Annotated in this window: 26 protein-coding genes; 11 read left to right on the top strand and 15 right to left on the bottom strand. The window is 68.3% G+C overall.

Features of this window, described 5'->3' with window-relative positions:
• From C1I89_RS34630 to C1I89_RS24955, 6 genes are all read right to left on the bottom strand, one after another.
• Positions 1–498 (bottom strand): OB-fold nucleic acid binding domain-containing protein (locus tag C1I89_RS34630; protein ID WP_258231522.1); only part of this gene is annotated, 498 nt, incomplete at its 3' end.
• A 41-nt stretch (positions 499–539) separates the two neighbouring features.
• Positions 540–1205, bottom strand: a complete 666-nt coding sequence (locus tag C1I89_RS24975; RefSeq protein WP_168202298.1) for a DUF502 domain-containing protein — start codon at positions 1203–1205, stop codon at positions 540–542.
• Between the two features lie 16 nt (positions 1206–1221).
• Positions 1222–1515, bottom strand: a complete 294-nt coding sequence (locus tag C1I89_RS24970) for an FmdB family zinc ribbon protein (RefSeq protein ID WP_102775086.1) — start codon at positions 1513–1515, stop codon at positions 1222–1224.
• A gap of 217 nt (positions 1516–1732) precedes the next feature.
• Positions 1733–3016 (bottom strand): putative Na+/H+ antiporter, encoded by a 1284-nt coding sequence (locus C1I89_RS24965; RefSeq protein ID WP_102775085.1) that lies wholly within the window; start codon positions 3014–3016, stop codon positions 1733–1735.
• Between the two features lie 107 nt (positions 3017–3123).
• Complete coding sequence (locus tag C1I89_RS24960; protein WP_102775084.1) at positions 3124–4629, bottom strand: M81 family metallopeptidase; 1506 nt, start codon at positions 4627–4629, stop codon at positions 3124–3126.
• An 18-nt stretch (positions 4630–4647) separates the two neighbouring features.
• Positions 4648–5625, bottom strand: coding sequence for a Bug family tripartite tricarboxylate transporter substrate binding protein (locus C1I89_RS24955; protein WP_102775083.1), 978 nt, complete (start codon positions 5623–5625; stop codon positions 4648–4650).
• 105 nt (positions 5626–5730) lie between these two features.
• On the opposite strand from C1I89_RS24955, the gene C1I89_RS24950 reads away from it, so the two are divergent.
• A complete protein-coding gene (locus C1I89_RS24950) occupies positions 5731–7062 on the top strand; it encodes an aspartate aminotransferase family protein (RefSeq protein ID WP_102775082.1) in 1332 nt (443 codons plus the stop codon).
• Positions 7063–7088: 26 nt separating this feature from the next.
• A complete protein-coding gene (locus C1I89_RS24945; protein WP_102775081.1) occupies positions 7089–7961 on the top strand; it encodes a MurR/RpiR family transcriptional regulator in 873 nt (290 codons plus the stop codon).
• A gap of 4 nt (positions 7962–7965) precedes the next feature.
• Here C1I89_RS24945 and C1I89_RS24940 read toward each other — a convergent pair whose 3' ends face one another.
• From C1I89_RS24940 to C1I89_RS24915, 6 genes are all read right to left on the bottom strand, one after another.
• The gene (locus C1I89_RS24940; RefSeq protein ID WP_102775080.1) at positions 7966–8862 is read right to left on the bottom strand and encodes a DUF6999 family protein; all 897 of its coding nucleotides are present in this window, start codon (positions 8860–8862) and stop codon (positions 7966–7968) included.
• A complete protein-coding gene (locus tag C1I89_RS24935) occupies positions 8859–10781 on the bottom strand; it encodes a StlD/DarB family beta-ketosynthase (RefSeq protein ID WP_102775079.1) in 1923 nt (640 codons plus the stop codon). The genes C1I89_RS24940 and C1I89_RS24935 overlap by 4 nt, the downstream gene beginning before the upstream one ends.
• 34 nt (positions 10782–10815) lie before the next feature.
• On the bottom strand, positions 10816–11694 hold the full coding sequence (locus tag C1I89_RS24930) for a fatty acid desaturase (protein WP_440130668.1): 879 nt from the start codon (positions 11692–11694) through the stop codon (positions 10816–10818).
• A 13-nt stretch (positions 11695–11707) separates the two neighbouring features.
• Positions 11708–12484 (bottom strand): sterol desaturase family protein, encoded by a 777-nt coding sequence (locus C1I89_RS24925; protein WP_102775077.1) that lies wholly within the window; start codon positions 12482–12484, stop codon positions 11708–11710.
• A gap of 110 nt (positions 12485–12594) precedes the next feature.
• A complete protein-coding gene (gene dapA / locus C1I89_RS24920) occupies positions 12595–13485 on the bottom strand; it encodes a 4-hydroxy-tetrahydrodipicolinate synthase (RefSeq protein ID WP_102775076.1) in 891 nt (296 codons plus the stop codon).
• 328 nt (positions 13486–13813) lie between these two features.
• Positions 13814–14299 (bottom strand): GAF domain-containing protein, encoded by a 486-nt coding sequence (locus C1I89_RS24915; RefSeq protein ID WP_102775075.1) that lies wholly within the window; start codon positions 14297–14299, stop codon positions 13814–13816.
• 177 nt (positions 14300–14476) lie between these two features.
• Between C1I89_RS24915 and C1I89_RS24910 the strand changes: the two genes are divergently transcribed.
• The 5 genes from C1I89_RS24910 to C1I89_RS24890 all read left to right on the top strand — a co-directional run bounded on the left by C1I89_RS24910 (position 14477) and on the right by C1I89_RS24890 (position 19245).
• A complete protein-coding gene (locus tag C1I89_RS24910; protein ID WP_102775372.1) occupies positions 14477–15673 on the top strand; it encodes an aminotransferase-like domain-containing protein in 1197 nt (398 codons plus the stop codon).
• A 206-nt stretch (positions 15674–15879) separates the two neighbouring features.
• Positions 15880–16806 (top strand): 4-hydroxybenzoate octaprenyltransferase, encoded by a 927-nt coding sequence (gene ubiA, locus C1I89_RS24905; RefSeq protein ID WP_102775074.1) that lies wholly within the window; start codon positions 15880–15882, stop codon positions 16804–16806.
• Between the two features lie 53 nt (positions 16807–16859).
• A complete protein-coding gene (locus C1I89_RS24900) occupies positions 16860–17261 on the top strand; it encodes a DUF1090 domain-containing protein (protein ID WP_102775073.1) in 402 nt (133 codons plus the stop codon).
• 263 nt (positions 17262–17524) lie between these two features.
• A complete protein-coding gene (locus tag C1I89_RS24895; protein ID WP_102775072.1) occupies positions 17525–17917 on the top strand; it encodes a DUF4148 domain-containing protein in 393 nt (130 codons plus the stop codon).
• A 212-nt stretch (positions 17918–18129) separates the two neighbouring features.
• Positions 18130–19245, top strand: a complete 1116-nt coding sequence (locus tag C1I89_RS24890; protein ID WP_102775071.1) for a saccharopine dehydrogenase family protein — start codon at positions 18130–18132, stop codon at positions 19243–19245.
• A gap of 7 nt (positions 19246–19252) precedes the next feature.
• Here C1I89_RS24890 and C1I89_RS24885 read toward each other — a convergent pair whose 3' ends face one another.
• Complete coding sequence (locus C1I89_RS24885; protein WP_102775070.1) at positions 19253–20038, bottom strand: 3-hydroxybutyrate dehydrogenase; 786 nt, start codon at positions 20036–20038, stop codon at positions 19253–19255.
• A gap of 101 nt (positions 20039–20139) precedes the next feature.
• Between C1I89_RS24885 and C1I89_RS24880 the strand changes: the two genes are divergently transcribed.
• Complete coding sequence (locus tag C1I89_RS24880; RefSeq protein ID WP_102775069.1) at positions 20140–20796, top strand: TetR/AcrR family transcriptional regulator; 657 nt, start codon at positions 20140–20142, stop codon at positions 20794–20796.
• A gap of 3 nt (positions 20797–20799) precedes the next feature.
• On the opposite strand, the gene glcC is transcribed toward C1I89_RS24880, so the two are convergent.
• Positions 20800–21564: a transcriptional regulator GlcC gene (glcC, locus tag C1I89_RS24875; protein WP_102775068.1), complete on the bottom strand. Its 765-nt coding sequence runs from the start codon at positions 21562–21564 to the stop codon at positions 20800–20802.
• A 237-nt stretch (positions 21565–21801) separates the two neighbouring features.
• On the opposite strand from glcC, the gene C1I89_RS24870 reads away from it, so the two are divergent.
• From C1I89_RS24870 to C1I89_RS24860, 3 genes are all read left to right on the top strand, one after another.
• Complete coding sequence (locus tag C1I89_RS24870; RefSeq protein ID WP_102775067.1) at positions 21802–23976, top strand: malate synthase G; 2175 nt, start codon at positions 21802–21804, stop codon at positions 23974–23976.
• Positions 23977–24131: 155 nt separating this feature from the next.
• Positions 24132–24749: a TetR/AcrR family transcriptional regulator gene (locus tag C1I89_RS24865; RefSeq protein ID WP_102775066.1), complete on the top strand. Its 618-nt coding sequence runs from the start codon at positions 24132–24134 to the stop codon at positions 24747–24749.
• Positions 24750–24995: 246 nt separating this feature from the next.
• Positions 24996–25856, top strand: coding sequence for a cysteine hydrolase (locus tag C1I89_RS24860; RefSeq protein ID WP_102775371.1), 861 nt, complete (start codon positions 24996–24998; stop codon positions 25854–25856).
• A 281-nt stretch (positions 25857–26137) separates the two neighbouring features.
• Here C1I89_RS24860 and tnpA read toward each other — a convergent pair.
• Positions 26138–26476 (bottom strand): IS200/IS605 family transposase (gene tnpA / locus C1I89_RS24855; RefSeq protein ID WP_102775065.1); only part of this gene is annotated, 339 nt, incomplete at its 5' end.

The raw sequence follows: 26476 nt of genomic DNA, 5'->3' as shown, positions 1-26476 counted from the left end.
GGTCAGCATCGGGGTTTCGATGTCGATGAAGCCGAGCTGGTCCAGGAACTTGCGCACTTCGATGGAGACGCGGTAGCGCAGCATCAGGTTGCGCTGCATCTGCGGGCGGCGCAGGTCCAGCACGCGGTGCGTCAGGCGGGTGGTTTCCGACAGGTTGTCGTCGTCGAGCTGGAACGGCGGCGTGACCGAGGCGTTCAGGATTTCGACTTCCTTGCAGAGCACTTCGATTTCGCCCGAGGCCAGCTCGGCGTTGGCGGTGCCCGCCGGACGCTCGCGCACCAGGCCGGTGACGCGGATGCAGAATTCGTTGCGCAGGCGCTCGGCGGTGGCGAAGGCGGCGTTGTCCGGATCGAACACGATCTGGGCCAGGCCGGCGCGGTCGCGCAGGTCGATGAAGATGACCCCGCCGTGGTCGCGGCGGCGGTTCACCCAGCCGTACAGGGTGACAGTCTGGCCGAGATGGTCACGGCAAACCTGGCCGGTGTAGCAGGTACGCATGCGGGATGACTCCGTTTATGTGCTTGGTAGTAGCGTAAGGGTTACGAATCGGCGCGGGGCGGATCGGATTCGCCGGGCGCCGGGACGGGCGCGGCCGGCCGGCCCGCAGGCCCGGAGGCCTGGACCGGGGCGACCACGCCCATGGAAACGATGTACTTCAGGGCCGCGTCCACGCTCATCTGCAGGTCGATGGTATCGGCGCGCGGCATCATCAGGAAAAAGCCCGAGGTCGGGTTCGGCGTCGTGGGCACGTAGACGCTGATGTGATCTCCGGGCAGGTTGTCGGCGACTTCGCCGCCCGGCGTGCCGGTGACGAAGGCGATGGTCCAGCTGCCGACCCGGGGATACTGCACCAGCACCGCGCGGCGAAACGCCTGCCCGTTCGGCGCAAGCACGGTATCGCTGACCTGCTTGACCGAGTTGTAGATGGACCGCACCAACGGTATGCGGCCCAGCAGGCTTTCCCACTGGTCCACCATGGTGCGGCCGATCAGGTTGGCCGCGAATATGCCCGTCAGCAGCACCACCACCACGACCAGGACGAAGCGGAAGCCGGGGATGTCGATGCCGAACAGGGATTCGGACGACAGGAAGCCGGGCACGAACCCTTCGAGGGTGGCGACCAGCAGCCCCAGCACCCACACCGTGATGACCAGGGGAACCCAGATCAGCAGGCCGGTGATGAAGTACTTCTTGATGACGCGCATACGCATCGCGCGCGCTCTAGGAGGCGGGACTGCCGGCGGCGGGCGCGGCGGGCGCGGGCGCGGCCGGGGCGGCTGCCGCCGGCGCGGCGCCCGCGGCCGGAGCCGGCGCGCCGGCCGGCGCGCTGCCGTTGCCGCGGAAGTCCGTGACATACCAGCCGGAGCCCTTGAGCTGGAATCCAGCCGCGGTCACCTGCTTGGAAAACGTGCTCTGGCCGCACTCGGGGCAAACCGAAAGCGGCGCATCGGAAATCTTCTGCAAGACGTCTTTGGCATGGCCGCAGGCGCTGCATTTGTAAGCGTAGATGGGCATCAAGGGGCTCCCAGGCGCGGGCCCGGCAAATCAAAAACCGCCTGGCGCCGGACGCAAGGTCCGGGTTCGGACCGGGTGGAAAACCTGATCCGGGCCAAAGCGGCGGGTGGGCGAGGCCGGAAAAAACGGGGAAAGTCTTGAATTTTAGCGGTTTTTCTTGAACCGCCGGTGTCCGTCCCCGCCGGCACGTGCCGGCGGGCCTTCCCGAAGCGCCGTCTCAGACCGGAAGCAGGAACATCACGGCCGCCACCAGGGTCGGCGCCAGGGCCGACAGGAACAGCCGGCCGGACGAAATGCTGCCGTCCGGGAAGTGGTTTTTCAGGATGGCGAAGCCGGCCGGATTGGGCGCGTTGGCGATGACGGTCAGGCCGCCGCCGGTGACCGCCCCGGCCACCAGCATGTAGCGCCAGGCCTCGCCGGTGCCCTCGACCAGCGAGCCCAGGTAGGTCAGCGCCGCATTGTCGGTGATGGCCGTGAGCGCGGTGGCGCCCCAGAACAGGACGAAAGGCTCCAGCCCGCCCAGCAGGTCCTGCAGCCACCATTTCTGCAGGCCGCCCAGCACCACCAGCCCGGCCAGGAAGAAGCCCACCATCAGGCCTTCCTTGATCATCAGGCGGCTCTGGTGGCGCTTGTAGGCTTCGGCAAAGCCGATGAACATCATCAGCAGGCCCAGGAAGATGGCCGGATGGTGGGCGCTGAGCACCACGGCGACGAGGAACGCGACGTGCACCAGCATGACCACCACGGGCACCGGCGGACGCTTGTCCGCGCCTTCCGGACCGTCCACGCCGCCGCCCGTGCCGACCGAGCGTTCCAGCAGCGCCTTGCGGCACAGCATCGTGAGCAGGGCGGCGTTCAGGCACACGGCGATCGCGGCGCGCCAGCCGAAATGCTGCATCATGAAGCTGGAATCCCAGCCGAAGGTGGAGGCCACCATCAGCACCGGCGGCGCGGCGTAGGAGGTCAGCACGCCGCCGATGGACACGTTGACGAACAGCACGCCCAGGGTCAGGTACTTGAAGCCGGCGCGCCCGCTGGTGCGGAAATAGGCGTCGCGCAGCAGGATGGCGGCCAGCGTCATGGCGGCCGGCTCGGTGATGAACGAACCGCCCAGCGGCACCAGCGACATGACCACGAAGAACGTGGCCAGCTCGCGCGGCAGCGGCAGCACGCGCGCCACCAGGCGCACCAGCAGCCCCACCAGTTCCAGGATGGGCCGGCTGGCCGCCACCACCATGATGACGAACACGAACAGCGGCTCGGTGAAATTGCGCGTGTCCATGTACTCGATGGCGTGCGTCGGCCCGGCCAGCGCCGCCATCGCCACGATCAGCACGAAGGCCCAGACGCCGAAGACGGCCTCGACCTCGGCGAACAGATGCCAGATGCCCGCATGCGGCCCGCCGCGGTGCGCCAGGCGCGCGAAGACGGGGACCGAGAAAGTATGAAGAACCGCCACGGCAAACAACAGGGTGGCGATGACTTCAAGTGTCTGGGGCATAAAGCGGCTTCCGGGTAAGAGGGTTCAACGCGCGTGCGCCCCGCCCGGCGGGACTTGCGCACAAGGGTCGCAATATAGCACAAGGCCCCCCGCCCTGTAACGCCGGGTCAACACCGAGGCCGAGGCGCGCGCGCATGCCGGAACGGCAGCAGCCGCAGGTCCAGCGCCGCGGGGCCGGGCGCGTCCACGTCGATGATGGCCGCGCACAGCGGCTGGAAGGCCGCGCGGAAATGGTTCTTGGCCTTCACGCAAAGCAGGCGCACCTGATCGAGCGCGATGCCGTGCAGCGCGAAGAAACCCGGATCGTTGGCCGGCGCCACCGACTCGGTGACGATGACCCGCAGGTTCGGCCGGTCGCGCAGCGACAGCAGCGCGGTGCGTCCGCAGCTCGTGCGCACGCCGGTCTCCATCGGTCCGATGTTGCTGAATTCGCCATCCGTGTAGCGCTCGACCCGGAACGCGGCGCGCACCGGCGGACCGAAATCGGCGCTCACGCGCCCGCCCAGCGCCAGTTCGCACAGCCCGCCCAGGCCCGCTTCGTGCGCGCGCCGCACCGCGTCGGGGTCGGCGAAGCTGGCGAATACGCAAGGCAGCTCGATCCGCGCGTCGAGCAGCGCGCGAAACAGTTCCGGCGTGTCGCACACGCCTCCCGACAGCGGGTTGTCGCCCGGATCGGTGACGGCCACCAGGCCGCCGCCGGCGCGCGCCAGGGCCACGGCCTGCGCCAGCCCCTGTTGCGGCGTGGGCAGGCTGACCGCGAATTGCGGCGCCAGGCGCCGCATGGCCGCCATCAGGGTTGCGGCCGCGGCCTCGGCCTGCGCGCCATCGGCATCGCGGGCCCTGTCCGCCACCACCAGCACCGAGGCGCCGGTGTCGACCGTGTCGGCGTAGGGAAAGCCGCCGAACACCGCGACCTCGGCCACGCCGCCCTGCGCCTGCGCGGCGGCGAGATCCTGCAGTTCGCGCATCGGACCGGCATCGGTGCGCATGTTGAAGCTGGACAGCAGCAGGTCCGGCCTGGCCAGCAGCACGCGCGGCGACAGCGCGCCGGCCTGCGTGCGGACCAGCATGTCCAGCACGCGCCCTGCAGCCTCGCGCATGTCGATATGGGGATAGGTCTTGTATCCGCTGGCGCAATCCAGCAGGCCGCCCAGGGCGGGAGACAGGTTGGCGTGCAGGTCGAAGCTCGCGCCCAGGGGCACGCCGGGCAGCAGGGCGCGCACCGCGCGCACGAAGTCCAGGTCGGGCGCCTGCCGCCGGTCGGTGATGGCCGCGCCATGCAGCGACAGGTACACCGCGTCCCAGCCCTCGCCCGCCGCCAGGTCGGCCAGCACGTCGTCCATGAAGGCGCGGTGCACGGCGTCCTCGATGGGTCCGCCGGGCAAGGCGGAAGCGCAGCGCAGGACGACGACCTCCCAGTCGGGATGCGCGCGGGCGAATTCCGCCACTTCGCCCAATTCGGTGGCCGTGCCGGCGGCCGCGGCCAGCGCGTCGCCGCCCTTGCGCCACTCGCGCCGTTCAAAGTCCGCCATGACGCAGGGAACCGGACAGAAGGCGTTGCCTTCGTACCAGAAACGCGCCACCGCCAGCCGTTTTTTCGTGCCCTTGCCCATGCGTGTCCCCTGCCCTGCCTATTCCGGACGGATGCCCGTACCCTCGATCAGCACGCGGTATTTCTCGCGTTCGGCCTCCAGGTGCCGGGCCAGCGCCTGCGGCGGGCCGCCCATCGGCTGCGCGGCCAGCGCGGCCAGCCGTTGGCGCGTGGCGGGCGCGTCCAGCACCCGCTGGGCGGCGGCGTTGAGCTTGTCGACGACCGGCTGCGGCGTGCCGGCGGGCGCCATGATGACGAACCATGAGGTCAGGTCGAAGCCCGGCAGGGCCTGCGCGATGGCCGCCACCTCCGGCGCCGCGGGCACCGGCCGGGCCGAGGTCACGCCCAGGGCCACCAGCTTGCCGGCCTTGATCAGCGGCAGGGCGGTGGGCAGGTTGTCGGCCGACAGGTCGATCTGCCCGCCCAGCAGGTCGTTGTTGGCCTGGCTTGCGCCCTTGTACGGCACGTGGCGGATGTCCGCCTTGCCCATGCGCTTGACCATCTCCAGCGCCAGATGGCCCGAGCTGCCCACGCCCGGCGAACCCCAGTTCAGGCGGCCGGGCTCGGCGCGCGCGGAGCGCAGCAGGTCGTCCATGTTCTTCAGGCCGGAACCCGGATGCGTCAGCACCACGTTGGGCACCTGCGCCACGTAGGCGACCGGCGCGAAATCCCTGGCGGGGTCGTAGCCGATCTGCTTGTAGACGTAGGCGTTGATGATCTGCGTGCCGGGCGTGCCCAGCAGCAGGGTGTAGCCATCGGCCGGCGCGCGCGCCACCTCGGCGGCGCCCAGGCTGCCGCCCGCGCCCGCCTTGTTGACCACCACCACGGACTGCCCGAGTTCGGCGCCCAGGCCCTCGGCCATCAGGCGGCCGAGCAGGTCGGTGGTGCCGCCGGCGGCGAACGGCACCACCAGCCGCAGCGGCTGGTCCGGCCAGGCCTGGGCCGGCCCCGCCGCGCCCAAGGCGGCGGCCGCCGCGATCCCCAAAGTCCAAACACGCAACAGACTGGAAAAGTTCATGACGCCCCCTTGAGCGAATCCGCCGATACGGCAATAAAACCGTTTGGTTTATTTTTCCAACAAATATACCATGTGTTTTATTTGACAAACCCTCTCGCCTACACCATGAGCCGCATCATCCATCGCAACGCCAGCCCCCTGCCCGTCGCCGTCAAGGGCGCGGGCTGTTTCATCGTCGACCAGACCGGCCGCCGCTATTTCGACGCCTCCGGCGGCGCGGCGGTCTCGTGCCTGGGACATGCGCATGCCGAAGTGCGGGCCGCGGCCGTCGCGCAGCTGGACGCGCTGGAGTATGCGCACACCAGCTTCTTCACCACGCCGGCGGCCGAGGAGCTGGCCGAGCTGCTGGCGGCCAACAGCCCGGCCGGCCTGGGCAACGCCTATTTCGTGTCGGGCGGGTCGGAAGCGGTCGAGACCGCCTTGAAGATGGCGCGCCAATACCACGTCGAGCGCGGCGAGCCGGGGCGCTACCGCTACATCGCCCGGCGCCAGAGCTATCACGGCAACACGCTGGCGGCCCTGTCGGTGGGCGGCAACGCCGGCCGGCGCGCGCTCTACCAGCCCGTGCTGATCGAGAGCCACCATGTCTCGCCCTGCTTCCCGCTGCACTACCGCGAGGCCGACGAAACCGACGAGCAGTACGGCGACCGCCTGGCCGCCGAACTGGAGGCCGAGATCCTGCGGCTGGGCCCGGACACGGTGTCCGCCTTCATCGCCGAAACCGTGGTGGGCGCCACCGCCGGCACGGTCGCGCCGGTGCCCGGCTACTTCCGCAAGATCCGCCAGGTGTGCGACCGCCACGGCGTGCTGCTGATCCTGGACGAGGTGATGTGCGGGCTGGGGCGCACCGGCAGCTACCACGCCTTCGAGCAGGAAGACGTGACGCCGGACCTGTTGACGCTGGCCAAGGGCCTGGGCGGCGGGTATCTGCCCATCGGCGCCGTGCTGGCGCACGACCGCGTCATCGGAGCCATCAACGCGGGCACGGGCGCGTTCCAGCACGGCCATACCTATGTCGGCCATCCGGTGGCCTGCGCCGCCGCGCTGGCGGTGCAGCGCATCGTGTTGCGCGACGGCCTGGTGCAGCGCGTGGGCGAACTCGGCGCGCAGTTCGGCGCCATGCTGGGCGCGCGCCTGGGCGGCCATCCGCACGTGGCCGACATCCGCGGCCGCGGCATGTTCTGGAGCGTGGAGCTGGCCGAGGACCGCGCGAGCCTGCGTCCCTACGCGCCGCAGCGCCGCCTGCACGCACGCATCAAGACGCAGGCGCGCGAGTTCGGCCTGCTGTGCTATCCGGGCGCGGGCACCATAGACGGCACGCATGGCGACCATGTGCTGCTGGCCCCGCCCTACATCAGCACCGCCGACGAGCTGGCCTTCGCGGTGGACGCGCTGGCCCGCGCGATCGATCAGGCGCTGGCCGACGATACGCCATAATACGCGGCACCTTACCCGGAGCGCAGATGGATAAAGCCGCCATCGACAAACTGATCGAAGCCCAGTTTTCCGCCCTGCCGCCCAGGCTGCGGCAGGCGGCCCGCTACGCGATCGATCATCCCAAGGACATCGCGCTGGAGTCGATGCGCGCCGCGGCCGGGCATGCCGGCGTGCAGGCCGGCGTCATGCTGCGCCTGGCGCGCCAGTTGGGTTTCGACACCTACGAGGCCTTCCGCCAGCCATACCGCGACTGGCTGTCCGCCGGCGGCGCCAGCTTCTCGGGCCGCGCCACCGCGCTGCGCAAGCGTCCGCAGCGCGACGCCGACGCCGGCCTGGTGGCCGACATCCTGGAGGCGGAAGTGCGCAACCTGGGCAGCAGCCTCGGCCCCGCCGCCCTGCCCGCGCTCAAGGCCGCGCACGGCGCGCTGGCCGGCGCGCGCCGCATCTACGTCATCGGCCTGCGCAGCCTGTATCCGGCCGCCTATCACTTCAGCTACGTCTGCGGCATGTTCCTGGACCGCGTCACGCTGCTCACCGGCGTGGGCGGCACGCTGGCCGACGAATTGCGCCGCATCGGCCCGCGCGACGCGCTGATCGCGTTCAGCCAGGCGCCCTATGCCCGGGCGGCGGTCGCGGCGGTGGAATTCGCGCGCGAGCGCGGCGCCGGCGTAGTGGCGGTCACCGACAGTGCGGTCTCGCCCATCGCCCCGGGCGCCAAGGCGCTGCTGCTGGTGGCCAACGACACGCCCTCGCTGTTTCCTTCAGTGGTGCCGGCCCTGTCCATCGCGCAGACGCTGGCCGCCATGCTGGTCGCGCACAGCGGCAAGGAAAGCCTGCGCGAAATCGCCAACAGCGAGGCCCAGCTGCAGCGCTTCGGCGTGTACGCCGACAAGCCCTGAGGCGTCAGGCGATGGGCGCGGGCGGTTCCGCGCCCTGCTGCGCCGCCTTCATTTCCATCAGCAGGCTGTGCAGCATCTCGGTGGACAGCCCGTGCAGCACCAGCCGGTAGCCCGCGCGCAGCGTCGACATCGGCACCAGCGGATGGTTGTTGTTGACCAGGATCAGGTGCTGCGGCGCGCCCAGCAGCTTGGCCGCGTAGATGCCGATGGTCTCGTCCAGCTGCAGCGAATTGGCCGCGCGCCAGAAGTCGTTGTCGGTCAGCATCAGCTGATACAGCGGCGTGAAGAGCTCGATGGCGCTTTGCAGGTCCAGGAAATTCAGCCGGCCTTGCGGCATGTCTTCGAGCAGCAGCCCGGGATCGTCGATCATCGAGAAATCCACCCGCTGCGGCGCATGCATCTCCACGCCGGCCTCGCGCAGCGCCTGGTTCAGGCGGATGACGAAGTTGAACAGGTTCAGGTCATGCTTGACGAAGAGCTCGTCCTTCAGGTCGTCGATATTGCGCGGCTCCAGCGGCGTGGTCGTGATGGGCACGGGCGAATTGGCGGCGATGAACGACAGGATCTGCGCGCCCAGGTGGAAATGGCGCAGGATCAGCCAGTTGGCCTCGGGCGACACGAAGCGCTTCAGGCCCCATGCCAGGATGCGGTGCAGCAGCTTCGAATGCGACCAGCGGCGCGGCAGGAAGGTCTTGATCACCTGGATCAGGATGATGCAGGCGCGCGCCAGCGGCCGCAGGAACGGCAGCAGGTACTGGCGCGAGGCGCAGCTCGAATCCGTGAGCCAGGCCTTCTTCACCTTGTCCGGCAGGGGCGTGCTGCGGTCCAGGTACAGCGCCAGCCACGGGCTGGGGTCGGCCGGATCGTGCGGCCTGGACAGGAATTCGGGTTCTTTGCTCATGACGCGTCGTCTTCCATCACGTGGTGGAACTGCATCAGGTACAGCGCGGCCGTGCGGCGCGCCGTGTCGACGATGCGCTGCCCGGCGCGGCCGTCCTCGTCGCAGTCCAGCGCCAGCTCCACCGCCGACAGCCAGCGCGCCAGGTGGTGTTCGTCGTTGTGGCCGTGGTATTCCAGGAAGCGGAAGGCGTCCGGCGGCAGCGCCAGGCTGGCCTTGAGCAGCGGCAGCAGCGCCGGCACGATGCGCTGGCCCGTGCCTTCGATGATGTAGATCGCGCCCAGCAGCCCGATGGGGTCGCGCGTGGCGGCCAGGCCGTGCAGGTAGGCGTTGAGCGCCTCGCCGCCCGGATTGCGGCGCAGCGCGTCGATGTCCTCGATGGCGCCGCCGGCCTTGCGGTAGTCGTTGAACAGGATCTGGAAGTCGTTCTGTTCCTCGCCGGCGTGCGTGTCGATCAGCGCGGCCAGGGGCGCGTACTGTCCGGAAAGCGAGGCCGCGCCTTCGCGCATCCACTTGCTGCCCTCGCGCACCTGAGGAATCCAGTTTTCCATCCAGTTCAGGTAGTCGGCCGTCCGGAACCGGCGCTCGCGCAGGCGCCGCACCACGGGCGTGCGCCACACGCGCGAACGGTAGTCGTGCCAGATCGCGGCCAGTTCGGTCAGCAGCTGGCCCAGGCCTTGCGGCGCCCCGTCCGGATCGTGCGGCGGCGCGATCGCGGCGGCGTCGTCGCTGAGCGCGTCTTCGCGCGGCGCGGCCGCGGGCGCGCCGGCGGCCACGCTCGGGGCATGCACGGCTTCGGCCTCCAGCAGCATGTAGGCGGCCATGAAGCGGCCCGACTCCGGGATGTAGCAGAAGATCTGCTCGCCGGGCTTGATCTCGCGCGTTTCCAGGAACTCGGCCAGCATGATGAGGATGGACGCCGCGCCCGTGTTGCCGCGCCACGCCAGGTTGCTGAACCAGCGTTCGCGCGGGATCACCAGACCGGCCTTCTCCATCAGGTCTTCCACCACCGGGATGAACTTCTCCGACGAGTAGTGGCACAGGAAGTGGTCCACCTGGTCGGGGTCCACCCAGCCGTCGCGCACCAGCTTGGCGTACTCGTGGATGCCGATGTCGAACAGGTGCGGCAGCAGGCGGATGTCCTGGCGCAGCGACAGCGCGCCGTCGGCCTCGGCCTCGTTCCATGAGGGATAGTCCAGGTGGCCGCGGGCGCGGTCGGCCGACAGGCCGAGCTGCATGCACACCGGGTAGTCGCCCGAGAACGAACGCTGGTGCACCCACTTCAGGCGCAGGCGCACGCCTTGCGAAGCGCCCGGCAAGGGCCGCCCGCCATTGCCCAGCAGCACCGCGCCCGCGCCGTCCGACAGCATCCAGCGCAGGAAGTGCGCGTCGAAGTCGGCGTCGTAGCCGCGCGCGGCGAAGCGCGAGCGCTTGAAGAGCCGCGACGGCAGCTCGCTGGCCACGGCCAGGGCGCTGGCATGTCCGCCCAGCTCCACGCCCTGGGCGGCCGTCTGGATGGCCGACACGCCCGCCGCGCAGATGCCGTGCACCGACAGCGTCTCCATCGGATGCGCGGCCAGTTCGCCCTGGATCATGTTGGCGAAGCCCGGCATCAGCGCGTCGCCGCCGGACGAGCCGCTGGCCAGCAGCGACACGGCGGACAGGTCGCTGTCGTGCCGCCGCAGGCAGTCGCGGATGGCGTTGGCCGCCAGTTGCGCGTTGGTGAACACCGTGGCGCCTTCGGGGTCGATCGCGTAGTGGCGCTGCTTGATGCCGTTCTCGGCCAGGATGCGGCTCTTGATGCGGCCGGACATGCGGTTCAGCGGCGCAATGTAGCGGTCCATGTCCTCGTTGGACACGGGCTCGCCCGGCATGAAATAGCCGGCGCTCTCCAGATAGACACGATGAAACGCGATGGGCATGGCAGGTCTCTAGTGAGAAATATCGGTGGCGGCGCTAGCGTATGTGCTCGGGCGCCATGTGCGAACGGCTGCGCAGCCGCGGCACGAAGACGGCCAGTACGAATACGCGCAGCATGTAGGGCGCAAGCCCGCGCTCGTTCAGCGCCGGGTTCACGCGGTCGCGGTAATGGTCGCGATGCAGCCGGCCCAGTTCGGACCAGTGCGCGCGTGAATGTTCGTGGTGGGCGGTGTGCAGGCCGATGTTGAACAGCAGCGGATTGACCAGCCCCTCGAAGTTGCGCGCGTAGTTCAGGCCGGCGACGGCGCGCGGGCCGCCGTCGGCATGCGCGTGCTGCAGGTAGTTGGTGGCCAGCAGCCAGTGCAGGCCGTGCAGCTGCGGAACGATGACGAACAGCAGCGCCTTCATGGGGTTGACGGCCAGCAGGCCGCCCCACAGCCCCAGCCAGGCGCCGTACTGCGCCATGCAGTAGCGCCACGCCCCCGGGCTATGTCGGCGCAGGCGGCCCAGCCACGCGAAAAACAGCGGATACAGCACCCACACGGCCTGCAGCGGGTGGATGAGGTAGCCCCACAGATGGTTGGTGTCGCCGCCGAAGCGGTAGGTGCGCGCCACGTCGCGCGCGCCGTGGCGGTAGCGGTGGTGGTTGGCGACGTGGGCGGGATAGAACACGAAGGTGGGATGGCCCTGCAGCAGCGTGATCCAGAAATCGGTGGCGCGGTTGGCCCGGCGTCCGCGCCACATGCGCAGGTGCGTATGGTTGTGGTGGATGACGCCGATGCCCAGCGTCAGGAACAGCATCAGCCCGTACAGCGGCCACCAGAATCCGTACGCCCATTGCCAGGCGGCCAGCGCAGGCAGCGCGGCCAGGTAGGCCAGGCTTTGCCAGTCGCGCCGGTTGCGCAGCGCCGGCAGCCGGCGCCGCCGCTTAAGCGCGCCCGCCAAGCGATTCTCGCTGCCGGAAGGCGTCCAGCTGGGGCGCGGCCGCCTCGGCCTTGAGCCGGGTGCGGAACAGGCGGTCCATGAAGGTGAACTGGAAGCCGTAATTGCCGTTGTAGCAGGCGTGGTGCAGATGATGGCGGCGGCTGGCGGCGAACCAGTGCGCATACGACACCCGCGGAAAAAAGTCGTAGTTGGCGTGCCCGATGCAATTGAAGAACAGGCTGAACAGCGGCACCGAGGCCAGCGACCAGAAACTGAAATCGTACAGCACCATGGGCAGCAGGATCACGTTGCCCAGCATCAGCGCTTCGACCGGATGGAAGCTGTAGGTGGAGAACGGCGTGGTCACGACCGAGCGGTGATGCGGCAGGTGGAAGCGGCGCAGCAGCCGCGTGTGCAGCAGGCGGTGATTGATCCAGAAATGCACGTCGTTCCACACCACCAGCACCAGGATCTCGACCATGATCTGGCGCCAGCCGGCGTCCGGGTCCAGCCGCGCCCAGCCCAGCTGCACCAGGCCCCACGGGAAAATCATGCCGGTGCCGAACAGCAGGATGGACAGGCCGGACTGCGCGAACTCGCGGCGCAGCTGGCCCGGGCCGAGCGGACGCGGGTCCAGCGGGCGCCCGATGCCCAGCGCGGGCAGCAGATAATGCGTCAACAGCCAGGTGGCCGCGCCGAAAACCAGATAGATGCCGCCGAAGAACAGCAAGCCCGCCAGCATGACTTGCCAGGCGGACAGCGATTCGAAAGCCAGGGCCATGAACGTTTTGTTTCACCCGAGGAATGGCCGCATCATAAGCAATCCGTCAGCTTCCAGGCAGGATATTTATTACAAAATGAATCCAGGCGCCACAAAGCTCGCGGGCCGCCCTAGGCCGGGTACAGGCGGTTCAGTCCGGCGACCGCGCCCTCCATGCGGGCCGCCAGTTCCGCGCTTGCGCGCGGCATGGGCTGGCGCACCTCCGCGTTGAGCAGCCCGAGGCGTTCGAGCTGCGCCTTCACCGGGCCGGGATTGGGCTCGGCGAACGCCAGCCGGATCACCGGCGCCAGCGCATGGAAGAGCTTTCTGGCCTGGTCGAGCTGCTGCGTGCGCACGGCGCGGTACATGGCCACGAACAGGTCCGGCCGGATGTGGGCCGCCGCCGCGATCATGCCGGCCCCGCCCAGGCACAGCACGGACAGGGCATGCAGGTCTTCGCCCGCCAGCACGGCCATATTGCCGTCGGCGATCAGCGCCACCGTCTTTTCCAGCGAGCCGCCGCAATCCTTGATCGCGGCGATGTTGGGATGCGCCGCCAGCCCCAGCAGGGTCGAGGTCTCCAGCGTCGCGCCGGTGCGATAGGGTATGTCGTACAGCACCAGGGGAAAGCGCGAGGCATCGGCCAGGCAGCGGAAATAGGCGGCCGCGCCCTCCTGCCCCGGCCGCACGTAGTACGGCGCCGGCGCCAGGATGCCGGCCAGCGGCCGGGTGCCGAAGGCCGCCAGGCGCTGCAGCACGTGGCCCTGGTGGTTGCCGGCCAGGCCCATGATGACGGGCAGCCTGCCCGCCTCGGTCAGCACGGCGTCCAGCACCGCCAGCTGCTCGGCGTCGTCGAGCGCCGCGGCCTCGCCCGTGCTGCCGCAGACGACCAGCCCGTCCACGCCCGCGGCGGCATAGTGGCGCACCAGGCGGCGCAAGGCCCCGCCGTCGACGGCGCCGCCGGAAAACGGCGTGACCAGCGGCACCCAGACGCCCTGGATCGGAGATTGATGAGATTGCATATGAACACTCCTTCGGTGTGAAACGGACCGTGGTTGGACCGTACAGAAGTGCTCGGGATATCAGAGGGGATGCGCGGACGGCGCCATGCGCCGCCAGGAGGCCGCTGTTCCGTCGCCCATCTGACGGAACAGCATGCTCCGGTCAGATGAGCGGCTGTTTTTTGGATTTCAGGCCGGCGCAAGCCAGCATCGCGCACAGGGCGCGAAGCGGGAAAGCGGATTGGTTGGCCTGAGGAATCATGAATCGGGAAATCGGTGCGCGGCGAGCGCGAAAGACGGCAAATCTACCGGCAGCCCGCCGCCCTGTCAACGGCGGCGGCGCCGCGGATCACGCCAGGCTGGCCAGGAATACCGCGCACAGGGCTTCCATGCCCTGGCGGTCGTCTTCGTCGAAACGGCCCGGCAGCGGGCTGTCCACGTCCCACACGCCGATCAGTTCGCCGCGGTGCACCAGCGGCACGACGACTTCGGAACGCGAGGCCGCGTCGCAGGCGATGTGCCCGGGAAACGCATGCACGTCCGGCACCACCTGCGTCCGGCGCTGGCTGGCGGCCGCGCCGCAGACGCCGCGGTTCAGCGGGATGCGCACGCAGGCCGGCTTGCCCTGGAACGGCCCCAGCACCAGCTCGGCGCCGTCATAGAAATAAAAGCCCGCCCAGTTCAGGTCCGGCAGGGCCTGGTAGGCCAGCGCGCTCAGGTTGGCCGCATTGGCGATGCGGTCGTGTTCGCCCTCGAGCAGGGCGCGGGCCTGGGCGGCCAGCCCGGCGTACAGGGCGGCCTTGGAATCGGCTTGGATCGGGGCGGCTTCGAACATGGCGGAAATGTAACTGTACAGGCGATTATCGATGCAGGTGATTTTAGGGCCAGCCGCCATTATGGGGGCCGGGCTGCCGCCATGTGGGACAATGCTTTTCGCAAATTTCTCAACCGGGCCTCCCCAAGGGAAAAAAATGCCCGAACCTTCCTACCCTTCTTGATCAAGAAGCACTCCATGGACAAGCCTCTCGAACCTGCGTTTTCCTTTTCGGAACGCGCCCAGCAACTCACCAGCTCCGCCATCCGCGAGATTCTCAAGGTAACCGAGCGTCCCGAAGTCATTTCGTTCGCCGGCGGCCTGCCGGCGCCCGGCGGCTTTCCGGTAGAGGTAGTTCGCGCGGCATTCGACAAGGTACTGTCCACCAACGGCCGCGCCGCCCTGCAGTACGGCCCCACCGAAGGCTACGCGCCGCTGCGCCAATGGGTCGCCGACGACCTGAACAAGGCCGGCGCCAACGTCACGCCCGACCAGACCCTGATCGTGTCGGGCTCGCAGCAGGCGCTGGACCTGCTGGGCAAGGTGCTGATCGACCCGGGCAGCAAGGTGCTGGTCGAAGACCCCAGCTACCTGGGCGCGCTGCAGTCGTTCAGCCTGTACCAGCCCAAGTTCGTGCCGGTGCCCACCGACGAAGGCGGCCTGATCCCGGAAGCCATCACCCCTGAATTGGCCGCCGGCGCGCGCTTTCTGTACGCCCTGCCCAATTTCCAGAACCCCACCGGCCGCACGCTGAGCCTGGAGCGCCGCATCGCGCTGGTCAAGCGCGCCGCGGAACTGAACCTCACCATCGTCGAGGACGATCCCTACGGCGAACTGCGCTACGCCGGCGAGCCGCAACCCGGCCTGATCGCGCTGGCCGCCGAATACGGCGCCAACGTCGTGCGCCTGGGCACGTTCTCCAAGGTGCTGGCCCCCGGCCTGCGCCTGGGCTACATCGCCGCCGCGCGCCCGCTCATCGACAAGCTGGTGCAGGCCAAGCAGGCCACCGACCTGCACACGCCCACGCTGACCCAGATGGCCGTGTACGAGATCGTCAAGGACGGCTTCCTGGAAGAGCACCTGCCCAACGTGCGCGAGATCTACCGCGTGCAGGGCCGCTGCATGCTGGACGCCATCGCGCGCGAGTTCCCGTCCACCGTCACCTGGACCAAGCCGGAAGGCGGCATGTTCATCTGGCTGACGCTGCCCGAGCACATCGACACCACCGCGCTGCTGCAAAAGGCCATCGCGCAGAACGTGGCCTTCGTGCCGGGCGCGCCGTTCTATTGCGGCGCCGGCAAATCCAACACGCTGCGCCTGAGCTTCGCCACGGTGCCGGAAGACAAGATCCGCACCGGCATCGCGATCCTCGGCAAGCTGCTGAAAGCGCTGTAAGTTTCCCCCCCGAAGCGCCCTTGGCGCTTCCCCCCCCAGGGGGGCGCCGCTACGGACCGGCGGAGCCGGATCCGTGCGGCCCCGCTTGTGGGGCGCTGGGGGCGTGCGGTGAGGGTGCCTCGCATGAGGCGGACCCTGTCCGGACAGGAAGGTGAGGCGCGGTTGTTTTATGCTGTCGGTTTTCCTTCCTCCGTTTCGCCGTGACAGTGAGCGCCCCCCAACAATCTCCCGTCGACCTCTCCGACATCGTCTTTACCGACTGGGTTGAACGCTGGCTGCCGAAATCGTGGCGGCCCTATGCCCGGCTTTGCCGGCTGGACCGGCCCATCGGCACCTGGCTGACCCTGCTGCCCGCCGTCGCCGCGCTGGTGCAGGCCGCGGGCGGGCTGCCCGATCTGCAGCGCCTGATCGTGTTTTCGCTGGGCGCGCTGCTGATGCGCGGCATCGGCTGCACGGTCAACGACATGTGCGACCGCAACTTCGACAAGCACGTCGAGCGCACGCGCTTCCGGCCGCTGACCAGCGGCCAGCTCACGATGAAGAACGCCGTCTGGTTCCTGCTCGGGCAGTTGCTGGTCTGCGGCTCGCTGCTGTTTTTCCTGAACGAAATGAGCCGCTGGCTGGCCCTGGCCGTGCTGCCCTTCGTCTTCATCTATCCGCTGTGCAAGCGCGTCACGTACTGGCCGCAGGTGGTGCTGGGCATCTGCTTCAACTGGGGCATGCTGATGGCCTGGTCCGACACGCAGAACCATGTGCCGCTGGCCGCCATCGCGATGTGGGCGGGCGCCGTGCTGTGGCAGGTGGGCTACGACAGCATCTACGCCTACGTGGACGTGCGCGATGACCGCAGCCTGGGCCTGCACTCCACCGCCATGCGCTTCGGCGACCAGGGCAAGCTCTGGATCGGCGGCTTCTACGCGGCCACCGTGGCGCTGTGGGCCTGGGGCGGCTACGCCATCGGCCTGTCGTGGGCCTATCAGGTCGGCATGGCGGCGGTGGCGGTGCACCTGGCCTGGCAGCTCAAGGTGTTCGACATCCAGCGTCCCGACCGCAATTTCATGCTGTTTCGCGCCAACCTCTGGCTGGGCGCGTTGCTGGTGGCCGCCGCGCTGGCGGGCACCCTGATCCGCTGAAACGCGCCGGTTCGGGCGCAGACGGCCGCCATTCCCCCTTGACGGAGATCCGCATGCCCGCTTTGCTCAAACCCCTGGTCCTGGCCGCTGCGGCCGCCGCCGCGCTCGGCGCCCTGCCGGCCCAGGCCGCCGACTGCTCCGCGGCGCGCGGCTGCGCCGCCAAGTTCTGCCATATCGAAAACGACATCGCCGCGGCCCAGGCGCAGAACAACACGCGGCGCGAAGCCGGGTTGCGCAAGGCCCTGGCCGAAGCCCGCGCAAGCTGCACCGACAGCCGGCTGCAGGACAGCCGCGAAGCCAAGGTCCGCGACAAGCAGGCCGAAGTGGCCGAGCGCGAAAGCGAACTCAAGGCGGCCCGCGCCAAGGGCAAGCAGGACAAGATCGACAAGGCCCAGCGCAAGCTGGACGAGGCCCGCGCCGAATACGACGCCGCCCTGGCGGAACTGAACCGCTGATCCCGTTCGTCCCACTTCCCGCCCCCGCCGCAAGGGGCGCGGCCTCCTATTGCGTCATCAAATGGAAACATCACCATTGATGGGGTTATTTGGTGAAATAGCACCCGATTAGCCAAGATTTTGGAAAAATGTTTTCAGGTAATAAGGGTTTATCCCAGGGGTGATTGCGCACAGAATGCAACTCATCGGGACACAGCAAGCGAACCCCCAGGCAATCAGGCCGGCGGTTCGGCTCCCAAGCTCAAGATCAACGGAGGTCTGCCATGAAAACCCTTGCTACCGCTTTGATGCTGTCCATGTCCGTTCTGGCCGCCGGCGCCCAAGCCGCCGAAGCCGACCAAGGCGTCACGCGCGCCCAGGTCCAGGCCGAACTGCAACAAGCCAAGGCATCCGGCCAGTACACGTTCGGCGAAGAAGGCTATCCCGCCCCCATCGCCCAGACGTCCAGCCTGACCTCGCAACAGGTCCAGGCCGAACTGGCCCAGGCCAAGAACGCCGGCGAAGTGACTTTCGGCAACCTGGACTATCCGCCCGTCGCCGCCGCCGAAAAGACCACCACGCTGAGCCGCGCCCAGGTCCAGACCGAACTGGCGCAAGCCAAGGCGGAAGGCCTGGTCACCTTCGGCAACCTGGACTACCCGCCCCTGGGCAGCTGATCCCCTCCCACGGCCGCTTCCCCCCGCGGCCGCGAACAGCGCCCCAAAGCCCTCCGGCCCCGCCGGGGGGCTTTGTTTTTTGCCGATTCGACGTTTATTAATGTCGAATCGACTATTTTGTAAGCCGATTCGACTTTCTGCTCTCTACACATCGACAGCGCGCGGGCATAGCATGAGGCCACTGCCTTCCCCTATCCACAGGAGTCCGCGCCATGTCCCTCGCATCATCGCCCCGTCCCATCCTGCTCCTGGGCGCCGGAAAGATCGGCTTCGCCATCGCCTTGATGCTCGAACGCAGCGGCGATTATCGCGTGCTGGTCGCCGACCAGGACCCCGCGCGGCTGCGGGCCGTGGCCGAACTCGGTTGCGAAACCCGGCAGATTTCGGATGACGACTCCGTGGCGCGCTGCATCGAAGGCCGCTACGCCGTCGTCAACGCACTGCCCTTCCATCGCGCCATCGCGGTGGCCGGCCTGTGCGCCAAAGCGGGCGTGCACTATTTCGACCTGACCGAGGACGTCGCCAGCACGCACGCCATCCAGTCGCTGGCCGCCGAGTCCCGCGGCGTGCTGATGCCGCAATGCGGCCTGGCCCCGGGCTTCATCGGCATCGTCGGCAACGCGCTGGCGCGCCGCTTCGACACCCTGCTGGACCTGCGCATGCGCGTCGGCGCCCTGCCGCGCTATCCCTCGAACGGCCTGCGCTACAACCTGACCTGGAGCACCGAAGGGCTGATCAACGAATACTGCAACCCGTGCGAGGCCATCGTCGACGGCCAGCTCACCAGCGTGCCCGCGCTGGAAGGCTACGAAACCTTCGCGCTCGACGGCGTGGAGTACGAAGCCTTCAACACCTCGGGCGGCCTGGGCACCCTGCCCGCCACCCTGCTGGGCCGCGCCCGCAACGTGGACTACAAGTCCGTGCGCTACCCCGGACACTGCGCCATCATGAAGCTGCTGCTCAACGATCTGCGCCTGCGCGACCGCCGCGACCTGCTCAAGGAGATCTTCGAAGCGGCCATCCCCACCACCGGCCAGGACGTGATCGTGATCCAGGCTTCGGCCTCGGGCCGGCGCGACGGCCGGCTGGAAGAAGAGTCCTACCCGGTGCGCATCTTCGGCGCGGACGTGGAAGGCCACCGCCTGAGCGCGATCCAGCTGTCCACGGCGGCGGGCATCTGCGCGGCGCTCGACCTGGTGGCCCAGGGCGTGCTGCCGCAGCGCGGTTTCGTGGGCCAGGAAGCGATCGACCTGGAGACCTTTGTGCACAACCGCTACGGCCGGGTGTATGCAGGCAAGCCCCTGGCGCTGGCCGGGGTCGCCCTCTGAGCGCGGCTTACTGCATGAACCAGCCGTGGCTCACGACGAATGACTGGCCGGTGAACGCGGCGCTCGGGAACGTGGAAAGAAACAGCACCGTCTGCGCGACGTCCTCGACGGTGGTGAAAACGCCATCGACGGTGCCGCCCAGCATGACGTCGCGCACCACCTCCTCCTCGGAAATGCCGAGTTCCTTCGCCTGCTCGGGAATCTGCTTGTCGACCAGCGGCGTCTTGACGAAACCGGGGCATATGACGTGCGAGCGCACGTTGTGCGGCGCGCCTTCCTTCGCCAGCACCCTGGCCAGGCCCAGCAGCGCGTGCTTGGCCGCGACGTAGGCCGATTTCAGGGGCGAGGCCTCGTGCGAATGCACCGAGCCCATATAGATCACGATGCCGCCCCGGTCGTCCTTGTACATGTGCTTGAGCGCGGCCTTCGTCGTCAGGAACGCGCCGTCGACGTGGATCGCCTGCATCTTCTTCCAGTCGGCGAAAGCGTAGTCCTGGATCGGATTGACGATCTGGATGCCGGCGTTCGAAACCAGGATATCGATCGAGCCGAATTCCTTGGCCACCTGATCGATGCCCCGGTTGACCGCGGCTTCATCGGTGACGTCCATCGCCACGCCCACGGCTTTGCCGCCGGCGCTGCGGATCGCCTGCGCGGCCGCATTCGCGCCGTCCACGTTCAGGTCTGCGATCGCGACCGCGCAGCCGGCCCGCGCCAGCGTCATGGCGATTTCCTTGCCGATGCCGCTGGCCGCGCCCGTGACGACGGCAACCTTGCCATTCAGATTGTTCATGATGAACTCCTTTGAAAAATGCCGATGATCCGGCGATGCCGCGGAAAGCCCTGAATCCAGTATATTCATCGCCTGATGAATTAATCAACGACAGGCGAGCGATGAAATTGTCTTTTCCAGATTCCTGCGATGGAACGAAGCGCGCGCGCGGACGGCCGGCCGTCAGGGAGACCGTGGACCCGGACACGCTGCTCCATACGGCGCAGCAGGTATTTGCGCGCCACGGCTACGAAGCGGCCAGCGTGCGCGAGATCGCACGCACGGCCGGCGTCGACGCGGCATTGATCGCGCATCGCTTCGGCTCCAAGCAGGAACTGTGGACGGCCATCATCGACCGGATCGCCCAACGGGCCGAGCCCATGGTCGAGGCCACGCGCAAGCTGGCCGGCGAGCCGATGGCCCCACGGGAACGGGTCGAGCGGGCGCTGGCGCTTTTCGTCGACCGGGTCATCGGCGAACCGGACCTCGGCCTGTTCTTTTCCACGGCGGCGCTGGAAGACGGGGAGCGGCTCGACCTGCTGGTCGAGCGCGTGATGCGGCCGTACTACCGCGTGCTCACGCCGCTGCTGGCCGCGGCGATGGACGCCGGCGAGATGGCGCGCCACGATCCCATGGTCATGTCGATGATGCTGCTCAATGGCATCACCAAGACGGTGTCGTACAGCCACCTGCTGGGCCGCTTTTCATCGCTGCCGCAACGGCCTCGCGCCTTCAGGAAATCGGTGCTCGGCATCGCGCTGTCGATGCTGGGGCGCTAGACCCTAGGCCCAGCCTTCCAGGCGCAGCGTGGCGCGCACCAGGCGCTGTTCTTCCTGCTCGATATCCGACAGGCTGCGGCGCACGCTGTCCACGTGGTCGGCGGCCGCCTTGCGCGCCTGCTCGGGCTGGCGCCCGGTGACGGCGTTGAACAGCCGCGCATGCTGGCGGTCGATCTGGCGCTTTTCCGGCTCTCGGTGATACAGGTTGTTCACGCAGGCGAATACCGAACCCAGCAGCAGGTCCGTCAGGGATTGCAGCGTATGCACCAGCACCGGGTTGTGCGAGGCCTCGCAGATAGCGAGGTGGAAGGCGTGGTCCAGGTGCGCGTGCGTCGTCATGTCGGTGGCCGCGTCCTGCGCCGCCACCATTTCGTCGTAGCGCCGGCGGATCATGATGAAATCCGCCTCGGTGCCGCGTATGGCCGCCAGGCGCGCCGACTCCGCCTCCAGCAGCGAGCGCACCTCCAGCAGGTCGTAGAGCGTGCGCGGCTGCGAATTGAACAGGTGCATCAGCGGCCCGGCGTCCACCTTGGAGATCTGCGCCACGAACGATCCCTTGCCCTGCGAGGTATGGATGATCTCGCGCGCGCGCAGCAGCTTCAGCCCTTCGCGCAGGGCCGTGCGCGACACGCCCAGCTTTTCGGTCAGGCGGCGTTCCGAGGGCAGCGCCTGGCCGGCCTTGAGCACGCCGTCCAGGATCAGGCGCTCGATGCGCTCGGCCACCTCGTCCGCCACCTGGCGGGGTTTTGCTTCTGTTTCCGCGTACATGCGCTCTCCGTACCAGTGGTATGACCAAGCCCGCCCCCCATGGGAACCGGCCGATCAGGCCTCTGTAAGTAGCTGATATAAAACCATAAAAAATCAAGGTCTGCCCAGGGCGACCAAAATAAACTGGTATGACCAGCGGGTTTTGATATGGACATCGCCGCTGGCGCGGACGATGATGTCGCGAAGAACCGCCCGGCGCGCGGCGCCGGCCAGCCTCACTTACCGTCAGAGAACCGCATGACTCAACGCATCCAGCACCACGGCCTGCAAGTGGCGGCCAATCTCAGCCAATTCATCGAACAGGAAGCGCTGCCCGGCACCGGCCTGGATGCCGATGCGTTCTGGCAGGGTTTCGCCGCCCTGGTGCAAGACCTGGCCCCCAAGAACCGCAAGCTGCTGGCCGAGCGCGACCGCCTGCAGGCCGAGCTCGACGCCTGGCACCGCGCCCATCCGGGCCCCATCGCCGACCCGGCCGCCTACCGCAAATTCCTCGAAGGCATCGGCTACCTGCTGCCGCAGCCGGCCAGCGTGCGCGCCAGCACCGACCGCGTCGACACCGAGATCTCGCAGCAGGCCGGCCCGCAGCTGGTGGTGCCCATGTCCAACCCGCGCTATGCGCTGAACGCCGCCAACGCGCGCTGGGGCAGCCTGTACGACGCCCTCTACGGCACCGACGCCATCCCCGCCACGCCGGGCGACACCGGCGGCGGCTACAACCCGCAGCGCGGCGCGGCCGTCATCGCGCGCGCCCGCGCCTTCCTGGACGGCGCCGCCCCGCTGGCCCAGGGCTCGCACGCCGACGCGCGCGGCTACAGCGTCGAAGGCGGCCAGCTGCGCGTGGCGCTGGCCGACGGCGCCACCGGCCTGAAGTCGCCCGCCCAGTTCGCCGGCTACCAGGGCCCGGCCTCCGCCCCCACGGCCATCCTGCTGGTCAACAACGGCCTGCATTTCGAGATCCAGATCGACCGCGCCCACGCCATCGGCAGCACCGACGCCGCCGGCGTGAAGGACGTGGTGGTCGAGGCCGCGCTGACCACCATCATGGACTGCGAGGACTCGGTCGCCGCCGTCGACGCGGACGACAAGGTGCAGATCTACCGCAACTGGCTCGGCCTGATGAAGGGCGACCTCACCGAGGAAGTCACCAAGGGCGGCAAGACCTTCACCCGCAAGCTGAACCCGGACCGCCAGTACACCCGCCCCGACGGCTCGCCGCTGACCCTGCACGGCCGCTCGCTCATGTTCGTGCGCAACGTCGGCCACCTGATGACCAACCCGGCCATCCTGGACCGCGACGGCCAGGAAATCCCCGAAGGCATCCTGGACGCGGTGGTCACCAGCCTGGCCGCCCTGGCCGACCGCGAGCGCAAGCTGAACTCGCGCACCGGCTCGGTCTACATCGTCAAGCCCAAGATGCACGGCCCGGCCGAGGCCGCGTTCGCCAGCGAGCTGTTCGACCGCGTCGAAGACCTGCTGAAGCTGCCGCGCAACACCCTGAAAATGGGCATCATGGACGAGGAGCGCCGCACCAGCATCAACCTCAAGGCCTGCATCGAGGCCGCCGCCAGCCGCGTGGCCTTCATCAACACCGGCTTCCTGGACCGCACCGGCGACGAAATGCACTCCAGCATGGAAGCCGGCCCGATGATGCGCAAGGGCGACATGAAGTCCACCGCCTGGATCGCCGCCTACGAACGCAACAACGTGCTGGTCGGCCTGGACGCCGGCCTGCGCGGCCGCGCCCAGATCGGCAAGGGCATGTGGGCCATGCCGGACATGATGGCCGCCATGCTGGAACAGAAGATCGCGCATCCCAAGGCCGGCGCCAACACCGCCTGGGTGCCCTCGCCCACGGCCGCCACGCTGCACGCACTGCACTACCACCAGGTCGACGTGCAGGCGGTGCAGCAGGAACTGGAACGCACCAGCCTGGACAGCGTGCGCGACGAACTGCTGCAGGGCCTGCTGACCGTGCCGGTGGGCGACCCGTCCAAATGGTCGGCCGCCGACATCCAGCAGGAGCTGGACAACAACGTGCAGGGTATCCTGGGCTACGTGGTGCGCTGGATCGACCAGGGCGTGGGCTGCTCCAAGGTGCCCGACATCCATAACGTCGGCCTGATGGAAGACCGCGCCACGCTGCGCATCTCCAGCCAGCACATCGCCAACTGGCTGCGCCACGGCATCACCAACCGCGACCAGGTCATGGAAACCTTCAAGCGCATGGCCAAGGTGGTCGACGGCCAGAACGCCGGCGATCCGCTCTACCGCCCCATGGCCGGCCACTTCGACACCTCGCTGGCCTTCAAGGCGGCCTGCGCGCTGGTGTTCGAAGGCCTGACGCAGCCCAACGGCTACACCGAGCCGCTGCTGCACAAGTACCGCCTGGAGTTCAAGGCCGCCCAGGCCTGAGCGCCGCGATGCCAACGGGCCGGACAGCGCCGCTGTCCGGCCTTTTTTGTCGCCGGGGGGCAGCAAGCACGCGTAGCGTGCGCGGCGTGGGGGCTTTTTTTGTCTGCCGGAAAAAAATCGGCGCCTTTTTCGCACGGTCGTGCTAAATTCGCCTCATGACCGCCAAAACCGAGAAAAGCGAACTGACCTTCGCGGCCATCGTCGACGCCGCGCTGGACATGGCCGCCGCGCAAGGCCTGGAAAGCCTGTCGCTGGGTCAGGTCGCCCGGCGCCTGGGCATCAGCAAGAGCGGCGTGTTCTCGCGCGTGGGCTCGCTCGAGGCCCTGCAGCAGGCGGTGCTGGACGAGTACGACCGGCGCTTCGTGGCCGCGGTCTTCACCCCCGCGATGGCCTACGCCCGCGGCCTGCCGCGGCTCAACGCCCTGGTGTCGCTGTGGATAGACCGCGCCAGCAACGTCGAAATGCTGACCGGCTGCATCTACGTGGCCGGGGCCTTCGAGTACGACGACGTCGAATCGCCGCTGCGCAGCGTGCTGGAGCACAATCTGCGGCGCTGGCGCGCGGCCATGGTCCGCACCGTGAACCAGGCGCTGGAAGCCGGCCACCTGCGCCCGGATACCGACCCCGAACAGCTGGTGTTCGAGGTCTACAGCCTGATGATCGGCCTGATGCACGACGCGCGCTTCCTGCGCGACCCCAAGGCCCACGACCGCGTGCGGGCCGCCTATGAACGCCTGATTTCCACCTACCGCAGCTTCAAGTACATCGGATAGCGCCGCCCGGACACACCGGCGCGGCGCTTTGCTTACGCTCAATTTCGCACGGTCGTGCGAAACACTCGGGAGCCTTACATGTGGATATTGATCGCCCTCATCGCGCTGGCCGCCGGCCTGCGTCTCTGGCTGCTATGGCGCGCCCTGCTGCGGCAACTGCCCGACCGCCCCGAGCATCTGGTACTTTTCTAGATTGCCATGGCCGTCCCGTTCTATATTTTCGGTTCGCCCCTACCGAACGTCGTCATGCCGCGCTCCTGCCATCTATTGATCATCGACCCGCAGAACGACTTCTGCGACCTGCCTCCCGCCTACCTGCCCACCGATCCGCTGACGGGCGCCGCGCTTGCGCCGGCCCTGCCGGTGGCCGGCGCGCACCAGGACATGCTGCGGCTGGCGCGCTTCATCGACGCCGCCGCCCCCGCCCTGACCGCCATCACCGTCACGCTGGATTCCCACCACCGGCTCGATATCGCCCACCCGACGTTCTGGTGCACCGGCGACGGCCAGCCGGTGGCGCCGTTCACGCCGATCACCGCGGCCCAGGTGCGCGCCGGCGCGTTCCGCCCGCGCCATGCCGACGACCTGCCGCGCACCCTGTCCTACCTGGACGAACTGGAGGCGCGCGGCCGCTACACGCTGATGGTCTGGCCCGTGCACTGCGAGATTGGCACGTGGGGCCACAACGTGCATGCGGACGTGCGCGCCGCCTACAGCCGCTGGGAAGACGAGCGCCAGTTCATCGTGCGCAAGGTCCCCAAGGGCGTGAATCCCTGGACCGAGCACTACAGTGCGCTGATGGCCGAAGTGCCCGACGCCGACGATCCCCGCAGCCAGCTCAACCGCGGCCTGCTCGACGCGCTGGACCGCGCCGAGATCATCCTCGTCGCCGGCGAAGCCGGCAGCCACTGCGTCAAGGCCACCGTCGAACACCTGGCCGAGCACCTGCCTGGCCGCGAGCTGTCGCGGCTGGTGCTGTTGACCGACTGCATGAGCCCCGTGGCCGGCTTCGCCGACGCGCAGGCGGCGTTCCAGCAGCGCATGCGGGACCTGGGCGTGCAGCAGCGCACCAGCGTCGACATGGCGCGCGCCCTGCTTGTGGAGTAGGGGGTGGGCGGCGCCCGATGGGTTGCGCGCGTTCGAAATATGAGTTTTTGCTCAGAAAATCTCGCGCTACACCCATCCTACGGTCTCACCACCGTAGGATGGGTGTAGCGCGAGACATTCGGAATGAGAAACCAACCGGCAAGCGCGCGCAACCCATCGGGCGCCACAAAGTAACCATCCCCCGGCAAAGCCGGGGGCATTCGGGATGTGAGCCGCTCAAAGCGGCTGTAAGGGGTCGCTAACGCGGCCCCTCATTCTTGGGGCCACCTATCGGTGGCTACTCACCTCCATAGACCGAGTTGGTCCAACCTCTCGTCTTCCTTCTCCTGGTTTCGGATGTACTCCCGTATCACCGCTTCGTCGCGTCCCACCGTCGAGACGAAGTACCCTCGCGCCCAGAAGTGCTGACCCACGAAGTTGCGCTTTCGCTCTCCGTACACCCGCGCAAGGTGGATTGCGCTCTTGCCTTTGATAAAGCCCACCACCTGCGACACCGAGTACTTCGGTGGGATCGACAGCATCATGTGCACGTGATCGGGCATCAGATGCCCCTCTTCAACCCTGCATTCCTTTTGCGCGGCCAACTTTCTGAATACCTCACCCAGGTGTTCGCGTAGCTG

This window comes from Achromobacter pulmonis (genome assembly GCF_002885955.2).
GTDB classification, from domain to species: Bacteria; Pseudomonadota; Gammaproteobacteria; order Burkholderiales; family Burkholderiaceae_B; genus Achromobacter; species Achromobacter pulmonis_A.
Note: the sequence above shows the minus strand (reverse complement) of the source record. Positions and strands in the feature narration are given on the sequence as shown.

Bases quoted from the DNA above. Each gene is read 5' to 3' on its own strand.
- C1I89_RS24975 (WP_168202298.1), bottom strand. From the start codon at position 1,205: ATGCGCGTCATCAAGAAGTACTTCATCACCGGCCTGCTGATCTGGGTT.
- glcC (WP_102775068.1), bottom strand. From the start codon at position 21,564: ATGTACGCGGAAACAGAAGCAAAACCCCGCCAGGTGGCGGACGAGGTG.
- C1I89_RS24860 (WP_102775371.1), top strand. From the start codon at position 24,996: ATGCCGCGCTCCTGCCATCTATTGATCATCGACCCGCAGAACGACTTC.
- C1I89_RS24950 (WP_102775082.1), top strand. From the start codon at position 5,731: ATGAGCCGCATCATCCATCGCAACGCCAGCCCCCTGCCCGTCGCCGTC.
- C1I89_RS24955 (WP_102775083.1), bottom strand. From the start codon at position 5,625: ATGAACTTTTCCAGTCTGTTGCGTGTTTGGACTTTGGGGATCGCGGCG.
- C1I89_RS24935 (WP_102775079.1), bottom strand. From the start codon at position 10,781: ATGCCCATCGCGTTTCATCGTGTCTATCTGGAGAGCGCCGGCTATTTC.
- C1I89_RS24945 (WP_102775081.1), top strand. From the start codon at position 7,089: ATGGATAAAGCCGCCATCGACAAACTGATCGAAGCCCAGTTTTCCGCC.
- C1I89_RS24910 (WP_102775372.1), top strand. From the start codon at position 14,477: ATGGACAAGCCTCTCGAACCTGCGTTTTCCTTTTCGGAACGCGCCCAG.
- C1I89_RS24915 (WP_102775075.1), bottom strand. From the start codon at position 14,299: ATGTTCGAAGCCGCCCCGATCCAAGCCGATTCCAAGGCCGCCCTGTAC.
- C1I89_RS24900 (WP_102775073.1), top strand. From the start codon at position 16,860: ATGCCCGCTTTGCTCAAACCCCTGGTCCTGGCCGCTGCGGCCGCCGCC.
- C1I89_RS24940 (WP_102775080.1), bottom strand. From the start codon at position 8,862: ATGAGCAAAGAACCCGAATTCCTGTCCAGGCCGCACGATCCGGCCGAC.
- C1I89_RS24885 (WP_102775070.1), bottom strand. From the start codon at position 20,038: ATGAACAATCTGAATGGCAAGGTTGCCGTCGTCACGGGCGCGGCCAGC.
- C1I89_RS24925 (WP_102775077.1), bottom strand. From the start codon at position 12,484: ATGGCCCTGGCTTTCGAATCGCTGTCCGCCTGGCAAGTCATGCTGGCG.
- C1I89_RS24870 (WP_102775067.1), top strand. From the start codon at position 21,802: ATGACTCAACGCATCCAGCACCACGGCCTGCAAGTGGCGGCCAATCTC.
- C1I89_RS24895 (WP_102775072.1), top strand. From the start codon at position 17,525: ATGAAAACCCTTGCTACCGCTTTGATGCTGTCCATGTCCGTTCTGGCC.
- C1I89_RS24960 (WP_102775084.1), bottom strand. From the start codon at position 4,629: ATGGGCAAGGGCACGAAAAAACGGCTGGCGGTGGCGCGTTTCTGGTAC.
- C1I89_RS24970 (WP_102775086.1), bottom strand. From the start codon at position 1,515: ATGCCCATCTACGCTTACAAATGCAGCGCCTGCGGCCATGCCAAAGAC.
- C1I89_RS24890 (WP_102775071.1), top strand. From the start codon at position 18,130: ATGTCCCTCGCATCATCGCCCCGTCCCATCCTGCTCCTGGGCGCCGGA.
- C1I89_RS24865 (WP_102775066.1), top strand. From the start codon at position 24,132: ATGACCGCCAAAACCGAGAAAAGCGAACTGACCTTCGCGGCCATCGTC.
- dapA (WP_102775076.1), bottom strand. From the start codon at position 13,485: ATGCAATCTCATCAATCTCCGATCCAGGGCGTCTGGGTGCCGCTGGTC.
- C1I89_RS24965 (WP_102775085.1), bottom strand. From the start codon at position 3,016: ATGCCCCAGACACTTGAAGTCATCGCCACCCTGTTGTTTGCCGTGGCG.
- C1I89_RS24880 (WP_102775069.1), top strand. From the start codon at position 20,140: ATGAAATTGTCTTTTCCAGATTCCTGCGATGGAACGAAGCGCGCGCGC.